This window comes from Mesorhizobium sp. B3-1-8 (genome assembly GCF_006439495.1).
Taxonomy (GTDB): Bacteria; Pseudomonadota; Alphaproteobacteria; order Rhizobiales; family Rhizobiaceae; genus Mesorhizobium.
In genome coordinates, this window is record NZ_VFTK01000028.1 from 54,686 (window position 1) to 69,333 (window position 14,648).

The following is a 14,648-nucleotide window of genomic DNA, read 5'->3' on the forward strand; positions in this document are numbered from 1 at the left end:
TTAGGCAGTTCTTCGGTTCACAGCGAACTCGTTTCGGATCCAGTCGGCAAAAGCCTTGGCGGGCTCCGGCAGATTCCGCAGGTTCCTGGCCACCAGCCAGTAGGCGCCGGAAGCGACATCGATACCGAACGGCTTGATCAAAGTGCCTGACGCGAGTTCTTCCCCGACCTGGAGGAGATCGCCAAGCGCCACGCCATGGCCGAGCAGCGCAGCCTGTTTCGACAGCGAGATGTCGGCCAGCATGGGGCCACGCGCGGGTACCGCATCGGCGGGCACGCCGGCTGCCTGGAACCAGCGCGCCCAACCCTGGCGGTTTTCCTCATGCAGCAGCGTGTAATGGCGAAGGTCGATCGGTTTCTCCAAGGGAGGGCCGGATGCCAACAACCCCGGCGACAGAACCGGTGAATCGACGGTCGAGACCAGGCGCTCGGCCTCGCTGCGCGGCCATGACGTGGCGTGCGCGCTGAAACGCAAGGCGAGTTCGGGCTGATCGCTGCGGAACTCGATCGGCCGTGGATCGACTTCGAGGGACACATCGATATCGGGCCGTAATTGGCGGAAGCGATTGAGCCGCGGCACCAGCCATACGGCGGCAAGCGACGGTTCGACGCTTACACGGACGACGGCTTGCGCCGGTGAGGCCGTAAGCTCCGAAAGCACCCGGTCGATGTCGTCGAAGCTCCTGACCAATCGGTCGAGCAGCCTTTGTCCCGCATCGGTCAGTTCGACGCGGCGATGGAGGCGCAGAAACAGCGGTCTCCCAAGGAAGGTCTCGAGCTCGCGGATCTGACGGCTGATCGCGGCCTGCGAGACATAAAGCTCCTCGGCCGCCCGGCTGAAGCTCAAATGCCGGCCGGCCGTCTCAAAACTCCTGAGCGCCGTCAGCGGCAGCCGTCCTCGCTTCATTCGCATAACCTCAAGTTATTCAAAGCGGAAATTATACTCGTTTGAGCAGGAAGACCAGCAGCAGTCTAATCCGTTTCGAAGGAGATCTGCCATGAACGAGTTCCTGGCCATTTTCAGCGACGTGATACGGATAGCGACCTTCCAATGGCACGGCGAAGTCGTGCGCGGCGGCCACCATAACTGTCGCGATCTTCCCTCTCACCATCGCCCATGGACCGGCAGCCATCCCGTCCGGCGCTCCAGGCCATGAGGGCATTGCGTTTCAGCGCCGGAGCCCACATCTATCGCGCAGTGAAACAGGCTGCGGAGAAATGGGCGACCATTCCGGGCATACGCATGGCGTCCGGCCGGTGCAGAGCGGGCGCAACTGGCCGGGGCCATGGCGCAAGACGCCTGGGCGCATCCTGGGCACGTCGCTCGTGCGCCTCTATCAACTGACGCTCTCGGGCTTCGTCGGCAACAGCTGCCGGCACCTGCCGACCTGCTCCGAATATGCGCATGAGGCGATAGCTCGCCATGGCCTTTGGGCCGGTGGCTGGATGGGCCTGTTCCGGGTCCTGCGCTGCGGTCCGTTCGGAACGCACGGCATCGACCGCGTACCGGAGACGCTTGCCCAGCGCTATGTCTGGTTCATGCCCTGGCGCTACTGGCGGATCGGTAAGAAACGCGGCGAAGCCAATAGCTGAGGCTTGTCCCGAAACGGGTGGCGGCACCCGCTGGCCGAAGCGACACTGGAGCCCTCCAAGATGCGAGGTTTCCCCATGATGTCGCTGTTCCTGGCCATTCACGCCCATGCCGCCAAGCGGGGTGATGGGCTGCGGCCTGAACTCCTCGGGCTGATGCCGCAGCCACGCGATATGCCGAAAGCTGTGAATGAAAATCCGGCCGGCCCTGCCGCTGAGCCAAATGGCGCTTTGAAGGCCGACCCGCAGCCGGGCAAGACAGTTCGCAGGCCTGTCATCGTCTAAGTTTTGTTTACCGTCCGGTAGGGTTAACGCGAAGCTGCACAAACACTGCGAATTTGAGACAAAATCGAGACAAGTCGCCTCGCTAAGCCGCTCCCGCAATCTCATTCCGGAGTGACTTCGCCATGCGCCAGATGGACCGCTATCCCTTCATTTTCGCTATCGTCCTCTTCCTTCTGGCATGGATGCTGGGTTTACCGGTGCGGGCGCAATCGGCGCCGCTCGACGATATCCACTGCACGCTGATCCAGGATTCACAGAGCGGCGAAACGCTTTACCAGGACGGCGCCTGCGACAAGCGCGTCAGCCCGGCCTCGACGTTCAAGGTGCCGCTCGCGCTGATCGGCTACGATGCCGGCATATTGAGCGATCGGCACACGCCGAGCTGGGACTACAAGCCGGAATTCAAGGCGGCGAAGCGTGACCAGAAGACCGTCGATCCGACGATCTGGGAGCGCGACTCCATCGTCTGGTACTCGCGCGAGATCACGCGGCGTCTCGGCGCCGAGAAGTTCGCCTTCTATCTGTCGAAATTCGGTTATGGCAACAAGGACGTCTCGGGCGATGCGGGCAAGGACAACGGGCTGACGCAATCCTGGATAAATTCCTCGCTCGAGATATCGCCGGTCGAGCAGACGGCGTTCCTTCGCCAACTGCTCGCAGGCAAGATGCCGGTGTCGGCGAAGGCGCATGAGATGACCAGGGCGATCCTGCCGACCTTCGCGGCAGGGGATTGGACCGTGCAAGGCAAGACCGGCAGCACCAGGCTCGGCCTGGACGGCAAGCGCTCGCTCGGCTGGTTCGTCGGCTGGGCGGAGAAGAATGGCCGCCGCATCGTCTTTGCCCGGCTGGTCGTCGATGCCAAACGGACCGATAAGCCGAAAGGCCTCGCGACGCGGGCGGCGTTCCTGAAGGATTTGCCCGGCCTTATCAAATAGAACGGCTTGCGGCTTTACGGCGGCGGAAACTCCTCATAAAAGACTGCCGCTGCCGGACGCCTCCGGCTAACCCTCTGCATGCCGCAACGCATCCTGCGGCATGCATTTTACCACCCGCGCTCGTTTGCGGGACTGGATAGGAGAACCCTGATGCCGAATTCGGTTTCCCTGACATTTCCCGATGGTTCCGTCCGCGAGTACGATGCGGCGCTGACCGGCGCGGGTCTTGCCGAATCGATCTCCAGGTCGCTGGCCAAGAAGGCTGTCGCCTATAGCCTCGACGGCACCGTTCGCGATCTACCCGATCCGCTGGGCACGTCCGGCAAGGTCGAGATCATCACCCGCGAGGATCCGCGCGCGCTGGAACTCATCCGCCACGACACGGCGCATGTGCTGGCAGAGGCCGTGCAGGAGCTGTGGCCGGGAACGCAGGTGACAATCGGGCCGGTGATCGAGAACGGGTTCTATTACGACTTCGCGCGCAACGAGCCGTTCACGCCGGACGATTTCCCGGTGATCGAGAAGAAGATGCGCGAGATCATCGCGCGCAACAAGCCGTTCACCAAGGAAGTGTGGTCGCGCGAGAAGGCGAAGAAGGTCTTCGCCGACAAGGGGGAGCGCTACAAGCTCGAGCTGATCGACGCCATTCCGGAAGACCAGGACCTCAAGATCTACGCCCAGGGCGAGTGGTTCGACTTGTGTCGCGGTCCGCACATGGCCTCGACCGGGCAGATCGGCAATGCCTTCAAGCTGATGAAGGTGGCGGGCGCCTATTGGCGTGGTGACTCGAACAATCCGATGCTGACGCGCATCTACGGCACTGCCTTTGCCGACCAGGCGCAGCTCGAGGCCTACCAGACGCTGCTAGAAGAGGCGGAGAAGCGCGATCATCGCAAGCTCGGCCGCGAGATGGACCTGTTCCATTTCCAGGAAGAGGGGCCGGGCGTCGTCTTCTGGCACGCCAAGGGCTGGAAGATGGTGCAGAACCTGATCAACTACATGCGCCGCCGCCTCGACGAGCACGGCTATCAGGAGGTCAACGCGCCGCAGGTGCTGGACAAGAGCCTGTGGGAGACGTCGGGCCACTGGGGCTGGTACCGCGATGCGATGTTCAAGGTGACTGTCGCTGGCGACGATACCGACGACGACCGCGTCTTCGCGCTGAAGCCGATGAACTGTCCCGGTCACGTGCAGATTTTCAAGCATGGGTTGAAGTCTTACCGCGAACTGCCCGTCAAGCTTGCGGAATTCGGCAATGTGCATCGCTACGAGCCGTCGGGCGCGCTGCACGGGCTGATGCGCGTACGCGGCTTCACCCAGGACGACGCGCATATCTTCTGCACCGAGGAGCAGCTCGCGGCCGAATGCCTGCGCATCAACGACCTGATCCTGTCGACCTATGCCGATTTCGGCTTCGACGAGGTCAGCGTGAAGCTGTCGACCCGGCCGGACAAGCGCGTCGGCACCGACGAGGCCTGGGACCACGCCGAGGCGATCATGAGCAACGTGCTGGAGACGATCCGCACGCGCTCGGGCAACCGCATCAAGACCTCGATCAATCCGGGCGAGGGCGCGTTCTACGGGCCGAAGTTCGAATATGTGCTGAAGGACGCCATCGGCCGTGAATGGCAATGCGGCACCACGCAGGTCGACTTCAACCTGCCGGAGCGCTTCGGCGCCTTCTATATCGGCTCGGACTCGGAGAAGAAGCAGCCGGTGATGGTGCATCGCGCGGTCTGCGGCTCGATGGAGCGGTTCCTCGGCATCCTGATCGAGAACTATTCCGGCCATTTCCCGCTGTGGTTCGCGCCGCTGCAGGTGGTGGTGGCGACGATCACCTCGGATGCGGACCAATACGCCATCAAGGTCGTCGAGCGGCTAAAGGCGGCGGGGCTGTTGGCCGAGACCGACCTGCGCAACGAGAAGATCAACTACAAGGTGCGCGAGCATTCCCTGGCCAAGGTCCCTGTCATCCTCGTCTGCGGCAAGCGCGAGGCGGAAGAGGAAACCGTCAATGTCCGCCGGCTGGGCTCCCGCGACCAGGAATCGCTGAAGCTCGACGAAGCGGTGAAGCAGCTTTCCAACGAGGCGGTCTCGCCCGACCGCAAGCGTCGCGCAGCCTGATCTACCAGCACTTCCTAGAATGGCGGTGGCGTCTCCACCGCCATTTTCATATGCCTGTCACGCCAGCCTTGTAACGAGCCGCCATGCTCAAGTTGAAACTGCGGGAAAGACGTTTTCCCGAGCTCTCCTACGCCAACCCGCATCAACCGGTGCTGACGCGCTGGTTCATCCATTCCGTCGAGGGTCTGTCGGGTCGCGACCGCTTTGCCGTGCTCTACGACTTCTGGCGCCGCCAGGTGGTTCCCACCGGCGACCGCGTGTTCACCCGCATGCTGGAGCTGATCGACGTCAAGGTCCGCAACGCCGTGCAATGGCCGCCGGCGGCGCTGCCCGATACGCCGCTGGTCATCGTCGCCAACCACCCCTTCGGCATCGGCGACGGCATTGCCGTGCTTTCGCTTGTCGAGCAGTTGGGCCGCCCGTTCCGGGTCATGATCCATAAGGACCTGCTCAGGATCCGCGAGATGGAGCCCTATTCGCTGCCGATCGATTTTTCCGAGACAAAGGAAGCGCTGAAGAACAATATGGCGGTGCGCCATGAGGCCGTGAGGCTGTTGAAGGAAGGTGTCACCATCGTGATCTTCCCCGCTGGCGGTGTAGCCACGGCGCCCAAGGTCTTCGGCCGCGCCATCGATCTGCCATGGAAAATGTTTCCGGCCAAGCTGGTTCAGGAGGCCAAGGCCTCGGTCATCCCGATGCACTTTTCCGGCCAGAACGGGCGTCTGTTCCACCTCGTCAGCGGTCCGATGAACATGGCCGAGCGCGACAACCGTGTGGCCAAGTTCATCGGCAAGGCATCGTTGACGCTGCGTCTTTCCCTGCTCATCCGCGAGTTCGCCCGTCTGTCAGGCAGGACAATCGAGGTGCGGGTAGGCGACGTGCTGAGCTGGCGCGACCTCGAGCCGCTGCGCGAGCGCAAGGCGCTGCTCGATCGTCTCTACCGCTCGGTCTTCGACCTAGCGATCCCGGCTGCGCAACGCGGACGTGTGCCGTTCCTGCCGAAGCGGATGCGCAAGGCCGCCTGACGGACAAGCTTCGTCTTGGCGACATAGTCACCCTTGATAGCCTTATTTTAGCTGTTGCTTTACCAGGGCCTGAACACGCACCGCCTGATTTTCCTATTGAAGACATTCAGGCGATTGTAGACGCTCTTAACCAGGCCGGTGCGTTTCCAACGTCGATGTCGCCCTCCGCGCGCGGCGTCGTTGGCGGGGGCCAGGTTGGCTATAACTGGCAGCTGCCTTCCAACTGGGTCGTCGGCATCGAGGCGGATATTCAGGCGTCGGGGATAAAGGGCTCGGAGACGCAACTAAGGAGCCCCCAGTCTTTTGACCAGACAGATACGACCGTCAGCAAGAAAGTTGACTGGTATGGCACCGTGCGCGCCCGCGCCGGCTATCTCGTCGATCCGCAATGGCTGGTCTACGCGACTGGCGGTTTGGCCTACGGCAAGACCAATATTGGCTTCAGCACGGTCAATTTGCCTCCCATACCCGCGCAGAATCCCTGCTCCGAAGTTGATATTTGCGTAAACAGTTCGTCCGACAGCACCCGGTTGGGCTGGGCGTTGGGAGCGGGCGTCGAGACGATGCTGGCGCCCAACTGGAGCGTCAAAGCCGAGTACCTCTATGTTGATCTCGGGCGTCGGTCTTTTACAGCTCCTGCGACTGCTCCGGTGGATTTCAAAGTGTCGGCCAAGTTCCACGAGCAGACCGTTCGCATCGGCCTGAACTACCACTTCAACTGAGAGCGAGCCGGACCCGGTCAGTCCGCGCCTTCCTCCGGATCGATGGCGGACTGCTCATTGGCCACCACCTCGATTTCCTGGTTCTGGCCGGCAACGACCGTGAAGTCCTTCTGGTAGATGCGGTCGCGGTTCTTGGCGATGATGGTGTACTGGCCTTCGGCCAGCACCATCGATGCGAAGGCGCCGACCGCTTCCTTGATCGGATCGCCGCTTTCGTTGAGCAGCGACCAGGACGTGTCGGCGATGGCTTCGCCGCCGGGCTCGCGCACCAGCTTCATCGTCATCTCGGCGGCGCGGTGCTCGACGGTCGCCTCCGTCAGCTTGCCGGCCTCGACGCGGATATCGGAGCGGATCACGGCGTTCACCGCGCCATAGGTTGAGACGACATGGTAGGTGCCGGCATTCAGCCGCACCACGGTGTTCGGCGCGACGTCGGGGGCGATCAGCGCCCGGTCGCCATTGGCCGCGGCCGCGCCTTCATAGATCGAAAAGCGCAGTTTCTTCGACGGGATGGGCGCGCCGCCCGATGTCACCGCGTCGAGCTTCAAGCCGCCGGCATCGAGCACAAGGCTTTCGCGCCGGGCCTCCTTGCCGACGGTGATGCGCTTGGTGGCGCCGGCGCGTCCGTAGGAGGCATGGACGAGATAGCTGCCTGGGTCGAGCTGGAACACGGCCGTGCCGCCATGCGCGGACGCCACCATCGGCAGCTTGCCGTCGCTGGCGGGTTCCGGCTTGAAGACCCGCCAGACGATGCCGCGAGTGATGTCGGCGCCCTTGTCGGTCAACTGCGCCGACAGGGTGATGGCGCCGCCATTGCCGAGCGCCAGCGGCGCCCCGGCCTTTGGCGTCGCATAGCTCGAAATGCCTGGAAGTTTGATGTCGCCGACATCATTGGCGTTCTGGGCGAGCGCGAAGGAAACCGGCACCGCGAACAACGCAGCGACCAGTGCGATCACGAAAAGGCGCAGGTACCCCTCAAACATGCTTGCGTTGAAGCCCAAGGCGGTGGCAATTTCAAGGCCTAGAGCCGGATGATTTCAGGTCGAATTGACCTGAAATCTGAATCCGGCTCTAAGTCAAAGAAGTAGAGCATGATGTCGTCCGAAAACCGCTTCACACTTTTCGGCATCATGCTCTAGAAGCGCGTCGCCTCGGCGCGGCAGCTTCTTATCCGGCGCAAAACGCCACCGCCCGAGCCGCCCGACCTCCCGATGGCGTGCTTCAGCTCAAAATTGAATGCTATTGAATGCTTAGGAGACTTGCGCCCATGGCGTCGCCGATCATCGACTTCCTGCTCACCCGCAATTCCGCGCCGATCCCCGACCTCAAGGAGCCGGCGCCAAGCGATGTCGAGATCGCGACGATGATCGCGGCGGCCTCGCGCGTGCCGGACCATGGCAGGCTCGAGCCCTGGCGTTTCATCCTCTATCGCGGCGAGGCGCGGGTCGAGATCGGCAGGAAGCTGGCGGCGCTTGCCGAACAGCGCGAGGGGCCATTGCCGGAAGGCCGGCGCAACCAGGAACTGGCGCGCTTCTCGCGCGCGCCTCTGGTGATCGGCGTCGTGTCGGTGCCGAAGGAGAACCCGAAGATCCCCCAATGGGAGATGTTCCTGTCGGGCGGCATGGCGGCCATGAACCTGATGATCGCGGCCAACGCGCTGGGCTATGGCACCAACATGATCAGCAACTGGTATTCCGATGTAGCCGAGGGCAGGGCGATCCTCGGACTGTCGCCGCAGGAGCGCATCGTCGGCTTCGTCCATATCGGGTCGTATCAGGGGCCTGCGCCGGAGCGGCCACGGCCCGATCCGGCGAAGCTCTATGCCGATTACGCCGGTCCCTGGGCCGGTTAGGATCTTTTGGGATTTTCGCAGAACGGCTCGGCGGGCGGCCAATAGTGGCGGGGGACGTCACGGAAGGTTGGTCATGGTCTCGAGATTGGTTTTCCAGACATTCGTATGGTTCGGCATCATGGGCGCGCTGATGTTCGTGTCGGCCGGCACGCTGCACTGGACCGGAGCCTGGGTGTACATAGTCGTGATGGTCGGACTGAGCCTGACCATGGGCGTGGCGCTCGCCCGGCGCGATCCAGGCCTGATGAACGAGCGCCTCCGCCCGCCGATCCAGAAGACCCAGACCGCGGCCGACAAGATCGTGCTGAGCATATTGCTTATCGGCATTTTCGCCTGGCTGATCCTGATGGGGCTCGACTTCCGCTTCCGCTGGTCGGCAACTCCCGTATGGGTGCAGGTGGTCGGCGTGCTGGTCCTGCTCGTCGGCATCTGGATCTGCTATCTCACGATGCTGGAAAACAGCTTTGCGGCGCCTGTCGTGAAGATCCAGGACGAGCGCGGGCAGAAGGTGATCACCACCGGTCCATACGGCTATGTCCGCCACCCCATGTATGCCGGCGCCATACTCTATTTTGCCGGCACGGCGCTGCTGCTTGGTTCCTGGTGGGGGTTGGCATCGGTCCCCGCCTTCATCGTCCTGCTCGCCATCCGCACCTTCATCGAGGAAAAGACCTTGCGGACCGGCCTGCGGGGCTATGACGATTACGCCGGGCGCGTTCGCTACAGACTGATCCCGATGGTCTGGTAGCGGTCAGGCGGAGCTGCCTGCCGCCCTAGAGCATTTCACCGTTTCCGTGAAACGGTGAAATGCTCTATCTCCTTGTTTTTACGCAATTCCGGACAGAAAACCGCTCACACTTTTCCTGGAATTGCTCTAGCGCGAGCCAGCAGCCGTTCGGCCAGCCGCAGATGCGGCCGGTCGTACATCTTGCCGTCGATGCCGACGACGCCCGGGTTTCCCGCCGCCGCGAAGGCGTCGACGATCGCCTGTGACCGCCCGACCGCTTCGGCGGATGGTGTGAAGGCGGCGTTGATGACCGGCACCTGCGCCGGATGGATCGCCATCTTGCCGGTGAAGCCGTCGCGCTCGGCCTCGCGGCATTCCTTCTCGAAGGCGGCCATGTCGCGGAAATCCGGAAAGACGGTGTCGACAGCGGCGACTTCGGCCGCGCCGGCCGCCAGAATGGTCATGGTGCGCGCCAGGCGAAACAGGTCGGTGTAACGGCCGCCCTCGTCGCGGGTCGAGCGCGCCCCGATCGCCGCCGACAAGTCCTCGGCGCCCCAGGTCAGGCCGGCGAGCCGCGCGCTCGTTCCGGCATAGCTTGCCGCCGCCAGCACGCCCGCCGCGGTCTCGGTGATGATCGGCAGGATTCTTATGGCGCCGTCCGGCAGCCCGTTTTCGGCCTCATGCACGCGGAGCTTCGCCGCCAGCTGCTGGACGTCCCGCCCGCTGTTCGACTTGGGCAGCATGATGCCGTCGGGCTTCGCGGCGACGAGTACCGCGAGATCGGCGTCGGTGAGGCCGGTCGACAGGTCGTTGACCCGCACATAGATGGCGGAACCTGTCCGGTGCCTTTGGCTCGAAATGAACCCGGCCGCGGTCGTGCGTGCCGCCCCCTTGTTCGCGGCGGCGACGGAATCCTCGAGATCGACGATGACCACGTCGGCACCGGCTTCAAAACCTTTTTCCAGCTTCCGCTCGGAGTCGCCGGGTACGAAGAGCAGCGAGCGCATCAGGCCGCCTTCTTCAGCATCATCGCCTGCCTTGTGCATTTGGCGACGAGAACGGCATTTTGATTGTAGGCGCGATGCTCGAACTCTACGATGCCGCGGTCGGGTTTCGACTTGGACTCGCGCACGGAAACGACCGTCGTCTCGACCCGGATGGTGTCGCCGTGAAAGACGGGATGCGGGAACACCGTCTCCTTCATGCCGAGATTGGCGACCGTGGTGCCGACCGTGATGTCGTTCACCGAGATGCCGATCATCAGGCCGAGCGTGAACAGCGAATTCACCAGCGGCTTGCCCCATTCGGTCTTTGCGGCGAAGTCGAAGTCGATGTGCAGGGGCTGCGGGTTCAGCGTCATCACCGAAAACAGCATGTTGTCGCTCTCGGTCACTGTCTTGCGCAGCGTGTGATGGAAAACGTGGCCGACGACAAACTCTTCCAGATAAAGCCCGGCCATGGTTCGATCTCCTCCAATGCACCTGCTTGATAGGCGTTGGCCTCGCCTCCATCAAGCCGGTTAAGAAACATGGTGAACCGTTCGTAAACCATTTCCAGCCTACCGTTGACAACGGGGCCGGGAACATCCCGGCGAGGGCGTAGCTGGTCGGCATGGTTGTTTCGCACTTTCTAAAATGGATTGATACGGCAAGGGTTTCCGAGCGTGCCGCCGCCGCGAGCGCGCTGGCGCGTGCCTATATCAATTCCGATCTGCCGTTCGAGGATCGCTGCGCCGCCGAGGCGGCGCTCACGCTGCTTCTGGACGACGCTTCCTCCAAGGTTCGCCAGGCGCTCGCCGAGGCGCTGTCGATGAGCCATCACGCGCCGCCGCAGGTGATCAGCGCGTTGGCCGCCGACCAGCCGGAAGTCGCGGCGCTGGTTCTGGCGCGTTCGCCGCTGCTTACCGATGCCGATCTGATCGACCGCGTCGCCTGCGGCCAGAAGGCGACGCAGAAGCTGATCGCCAACCGTCCGGTCGTCTCGATGTCGCTGGCGGCGGCGATCGCCGAGATCGGCGAACCGGAGGCCTGCGCCGCGCTAGTCGGCAACAGCGGCGCCGAGATTGCTTCGCTGAGCTTCCGCCGCATGGCCGAGCGGCACGGCCACCTGCCGCTGGTGCGCGAGGCGCTGATTGCCGATCAACGCCTGCCCGCCGATTGCCGGCACATGCTGCTGGTCAAGCTCGGCGAGACCCTGAAAGGTTCACCCCTGGTGCTGGCGATGATGGGCGCGGCGCGCGCCGATCGCGTGATGCGCGACGCCTGCGTGAAGGCCTCGGTGACGCTGATCGAGGGAACGCGCCTGGAAGAACATGCCGCGCTGATCGAGCATCTGAGGCTGCGCGGCGACCTTACGGCAAGCTTCATCATCCGCACCATCGCGCATGGCAAGGTGGACTTCTTCGGCTCGACGCTGGTGGCTTTGGCCCAACAGTCCGAGCAGCGGGTGACGGCACTTCTAGCCGGCGGGCACGACGTGGCCCTGCAGGCGCTGTTCCGCAGCGCCGGACTTGCGCCGGCCACGCATGCCATCATCCTGCGCGCGCTTAAGATCTGGCGCGAGGTCGCCAACGGCCGGCGTGTCGCCGGCGTACAGGAAGTGAGCTGGCTGATGTTGAAGGAACTCGGCGGCCAACCCGCCGAGGGCGATCTTGCCGGGCTGGTGAAGTCTATCCACCTCGATGCCTTGCGGGAAAACGCGCGCGGGCACGCGCTGGCCATCGCCGCGGCCTAGGGCATATTAACGTCTCAGCCGAGTTCCTGGGCGAGGCCGATGAGAAGCCCTTCAGGCCCGCGAATGTAGCAAAGCCGATACGCGTCCTTATACTGGACCACTTCGCCGACGAGCTCGGCGCCGCGCTTGCGGAGTCTCTCAAGCGTCTCGTCGACGTCGTCCACGGCGAACATGACGCGGAGATAGCCCAGGGCGTTCACCGGAGCGTTGCGGTGATCCGCGACGACAGGCGGTGTGATGAAGCGGGACAGCTCGAGCCGGCTATGACCGTCCGGCGTGCGCATCATCGCAATCTCGACGTGCTGATCGCCGAGTCCGGTGACACGTCCGGCCCATTCTCCCTCGATAATGGCCCGTCCCTCGAGTTCAAGACCGAGCTCGCGGAAGAATTCAATCGTCTCGTCCAGGTCCTCGACGACGATTCCTATGTTGTCCATCCGTTTGAGCGCCATGTGTCCAACCTAGGATGTCTCGACCAGCCTAACAAGAACCATTCCCGAACCGGTCTGACCTGAAACGGGGCACGCTCCGAATTGTTCAGGCGCGACCCTTCGCAAAGAAATCCGGATAATCTTCCATCGCCGCGGCGATGATGCGCAGCGAGGCGGCGATCTGCAGCATTTCGAGCCGATCGCTGCGTTGGGCGATGCTGGCCGCATATTGCCTCGCCACCGCGACGGTCGCGGTCTGCGGCTCGCCCGGCCGTCTAAACAGCAATTCGCGCGCCAGGCCGCGCAGGAAATTGCCGATGGACTCGACCGTTTCGTGCGGGACGGCGGAGTTCAGTTGCGCGTGGCGCAGCCGCAGCACTTCCAGCCCGACGGTGACGGCCGAAATGCTTCCGCCAAGAATGGGATCGCCCTTGCGGCCCGTCTGCTGCACCTGCGGCATCAACTGGTTGATCCGGTCATAGGCGAGGCTTTCGAAGGCCGAGCGCCGGGGTATGCGCTCATGCAGGCAAAGCCGCGCCAGATCCTCGCGCATCGCCTGCGAGATGCGCTCCACGGTGACCCAGGGGTCGGCGGGCAGCACGACGATGAAGACGCCGATGGCAATCAGGATGCCGACCAGGATCGACGCCGAGCCGGCGAAGAACGGCCCGGGATCGTAGATCATCTGCTGATGCGGGCTGAGGAAGGCGAGGAAGTTGATGGCGAAGGCGGTGGCGACGCCGACATGGCGGGGATTTGCCATGCCGAGCGCCGCGGGCACCAGGATCGGCACCACGAAGAGCGTGAACCAGCCGAAGCCCGGCAGCGCCGGCAGCGCGACCTGGCCGACCAGAAAGGCAAAAGGCAGCGCGATCAGCGTTCCGGTGAAGAAACCCCAGGCGGACTGCACCGGATCCGGGCGCGCCGCGAACAGGCTGGAGACGACGGCGACGAGGATGACGGTGCCGGCGGCTTCCGACCATTTGGTCGTCAGCCAGAAGATCGCCACGAGCAACGTCGCGAGCGCGGCGCGCACGGCGTTGCGCCACGCGGCCTGGTAGTCGCGGTGGACGACCAGCGCCGGCTGGGCTCGCTCGCTCGACTTCCGCGAGACGGGCGAGCGAAGCGCGTCAAGGCCGCGCATCACCTGCTTCAGCGCCTCGGCGAAATCGCCGGCAATGGTCAGGCGGGTGATGGTGCCGACCTTGTCTTCGGCGGTATCGTTGGAGCCGTCATCGTTGGGCAGGTCGGGCATCTCCCTGGCCTTGCTTGCGATCGCATCGAGCCGCGCCACCCAGGGGCCGGTGTCGTCGAGCGCGCCGGGTGTCGCCGCGAGTTCGCCGACGAAGGCCTTCAATTCGCTGCGCATGGGAATGAGCGCCGCGTTCTTCGGCCTGCGGTGGCTGTGCAGTGCGCGCGCCGCCGAAAGCGCCCACAGAAGCTGACCGATCGTGCGCCGCACCGGGTGGGCGCGGGTGGCGAAGCTCGGCGCTTCCAGCCGCGCATAGGTGCGCATCTCGGCAAGCGTCTGGGCATCGGTGATCAGCTTGCGTTGGAGTGCGGCGAGGCTTGCCGGATCGCCGTTGGAAAAGGCGCCGCCGGCATATTCGGCGAGGTCGAGGATGCTGCGCTTCAACCTGGAAATGATGGCGTCGGCCGCGAGTTTCGGCAGGATCAGCCGGCTGGTGACGCCGGCGCAGACGATGCCGAGCGCGATCTCCGCGCAGCGGGCGACGGCCAGGTCGACGACAATATGCGGCTGTCCGAGGGCCGGCAGGCTGATGATCATCGCGGTATAGCCGGCAAGCGCGGCGCCATAGGCCTCCGGGTTGCGCAACAGTGACGAGACCAGCGTGCAGACGCCGATCCAGAGCGCCAGCACGCTCACCAACAGCCAGGGATTGGCGCCGAACAGCGATGTGATGCCGACGGCCGCCAGGCCGCCGGCCAGCGTGCCGAGCAGCCGGTAGAAGCCCTTTGCCAGCACCATGCCGGCGACCGGCTGCGCGACGATGAACACCGTCATCATCGCCCATTGCGGATGGTCGAGCTTCAGCGCGTAGGCGACAAGCAGCACGATCAGTCCGGCCGAAACCGTGCGCAGGGCAAAAATCCAGTCCGAACGGGTCGGCTGCGTCAAACCGCTTAAGGGCGTTTCGACAAGCTCTTTCAACCGTGTCCAGGTCACATCGGTTCTCCGTGCCGGAGACTGTTATGGACCGGCA

General features: G+C 63.8%; 16 protein-coding genes. 10 read left to right on the top strand and 6 right to left on the bottom strand.

Translation table 11 applies throughout. The features are described 5' to 3' along the window. Nucleotides 1-906 carry a LysR substrate-binding domain-containing protein gene (locus FJ424_RS23770; protein ID WP_140652376.1) on the bottom strand — a complete coding sequence of 302 codons (906 nt, stop codon included), beginning with the start codon at nucleotides 904-906 and terminating at the stop codon, nucleotides 1-3. A gap of 91 nt (nucleotides 907-997) precedes the next feature. Between FJ424_RS23770 and FJ424_RS33690 the strand changes: the two genes are divergently transcribed. The 7 genes from FJ424_RS33690 to FJ424_RS23800 all read left to right on the top strand — a co-directional run bounded on the left by FJ424_RS33690 (nucleotide 998) and on the right by FJ424_RS23800 (nucleotide 6,680). Beyond that, on the top strand, nucleotides 998-1,156 hold the full coding sequence (locus tag FJ424_RS33690; RefSeq protein WP_181181997.1) for a hypothetical protein: 159 nt from the start codon (nucleotides 998-1,000) through the stop codon (nucleotides 1,154-1,156). Between the two features lie 61 nt (nucleotides 1,157-1,217). After that, nucleotides 1,218-1,592, top strand: coding sequence for a membrane protein insertion efficiency factor YidD (gene yidD / locus FJ424_RS23775; protein WP_140652374.1), 375 nt, complete (start codon nucleotides 1,218-1,220; stop codon nucleotides 1,590-1,592). Nucleotides 1,593-1,667: 75 nt separating this feature from the next. Further along, nucleotides 1,668-1,874, top strand: a complete 207-nt coding sequence (locus tag FJ424_RS23780) for a hypothetical protein (protein WP_140652372.1) — start codon at nucleotides 1,668-1,670, stop codon at nucleotides 1,872-1,874. A gap of 122 nt (nucleotides 1,875-1,996) precedes the next feature. Next, the gene (blaOXA, locus tag FJ424_RS23785) at nucleotides 1,997-2,809 is read left to right on the top strand and encodes a class D beta-lactamase (RefSeq protein ID WP_140652370.1); all 813 of its coding nucleotides are present in this window, start codon (nucleotides 1,997-1,999) and stop codon (nucleotides 2,807-2,809) included. Between the two features lie 150 nt (nucleotides 2,810-2,959). Continuing rightward, nucleotides 2,960-4,933 (top strand): threonine--tRNA ligase, encoded by a 1,974-nt coding sequence (gene thrS, locus FJ424_RS23790; protein ID WP_140652368.1) that lies wholly within the window; start codon nucleotides 2,960-2,962, stop codon nucleotides 4,931-4,933. An 83-nt stretch (nucleotides 4,934-5,016) separates the two neighbouring features. Continuing rightward, the gene (locus tag FJ424_RS23795) at nucleotides 5,017-5,958 is read left to right on the top strand and encodes a GNAT family N-acetyltransferase (RefSeq protein WP_140647841.1); all 942 of its coding nucleotides are present in this window, start codon (nucleotides 5,017-5,019) and stop codon (nucleotides 5,956-5,958) included. Nucleotides 5,959-6,113: 155 nt separating this feature from the next. Then, nucleotides 6,114-6,680: an outer membrane protein gene (locus FJ424_RS23800; protein ID WP_140652366.1), complete on the top strand. Its 567-nt coding sequence runs from the start codon at nucleotides 6,114-6,116 to the stop codon at nucleotides 6,678-6,680. Nucleotides 6,681-6,697: 17 nt separating this feature from the next. On the opposite strand, the gene FJ424_RS23805 is transcribed toward FJ424_RS23800, so the two are convergent. Then, entirely contained in the window at nucleotides 6,698-7,663 is a 966-nt protein-coding gene (locus FJ424_RS23805) for a hypothetical protein (protein ID WP_140652364.1), read from the bottom strand. A gap of 284 nt (nucleotides 7,664-7,947) precedes the next feature. On the opposite strand from FJ424_RS23805, the gene FJ424_RS23810 reads away from it, so the two are divergent. Then, complete coding sequence (locus FJ424_RS23810; RefSeq protein WP_140652362.1) at nucleotides 7,948-8,532, top strand: nitroreductase; 585 nt, start codon at nucleotides 7,948-7,950, stop codon at nucleotides 8,530-8,532. Nucleotides 8,533-8,605: 73 nt separating this feature from the next. Then, entirely contained in the window at nucleotides 8,606-9,280 is a 675-nt protein-coding gene (locus tag FJ424_RS23815) for an isoprenylcysteine carboxylmethyltransferase family protein (RefSeq protein WP_140652361.1), read from the top strand. A gap of 104 nt (nucleotides 9,281-9,384) precedes the next feature. Here the strand turns inward: FJ424_RS23815 and FJ424_RS23820 are convergent, their stop codons facing one another. Both FJ424_RS23820 and FJ424_RS23825 read right to left on the bottom strand, forming a co-directional pair. After that, nucleotides 9,385-10,266, bottom strand: coding sequence for a CoA ester lyase (locus tag FJ424_RS23820; RefSeq protein ID WP_140652359.1), 882 nt, complete (start codon nucleotides 10,264-10,266; stop codon nucleotides 9,385-9,387). After that, complete coding sequence (locus FJ424_RS23825) at nucleotides 10,266-10,718, bottom strand: MaoC family dehydratase (protein WP_140647835.1); 453 nt, start codon at nucleotides 10,716-10,718, stop codon at nucleotides 10,266-10,268. Before FJ424_RS23825 ends, FJ424_RS23820 begins: the two co-directional genes overlap by 1 nt. 152 nt (nucleotides 10,719-10,870) lie before the next feature. On the opposite strand from FJ424_RS23825, the gene FJ424_RS23830 reads away from it, so the two are divergent. After that, nucleotides 10,871-11,992 (top strand): DUF2336 domain-containing protein, encoded by a 1,122-nt coding sequence (locus FJ424_RS23830; RefSeq protein ID WP_140652357.1) that lies wholly within the window; start codon nucleotides 10,871-10,873, stop codon nucleotides 11,990-11,992. Between the two features lie 14 nt (nucleotides 11,993-12,006). Here FJ424_RS23830 and FJ424_RS23835 read toward each other — a convergent pair whose 3' ends face one another. Both FJ424_RS23835 and FJ424_RS23840 read right to left on the bottom strand, forming a co-directional pair. Then, nucleotides 12,007-12,444 carry a VOC family protein gene (locus FJ424_RS23835; RefSeq protein WP_140652355.1) on the bottom strand — a complete coding sequence of 146 codons (438 nt, stop codon included), beginning with the start codon at nucleotides 12,442-12,444 and terminating at the stop codon, nucleotides 12,007-12,009. A gap of 85 nt (nucleotides 12,445-12,529) precedes the next feature. Further along, nucleotides 12,530-14,611 carry an FUSC family protein gene (locus FJ424_RS23840; RefSeq protein ID WP_140652353.1) on the bottom strand — a complete coding sequence of 694 codons (2,082 nt, stop codon included), beginning with the start codon at nucleotides 14,609-14,611 and terminating at the stop codon, nucleotides 12,530-12,532. Nucleotides 14,612-14,648: the final 37 nt, after the last annotated feature.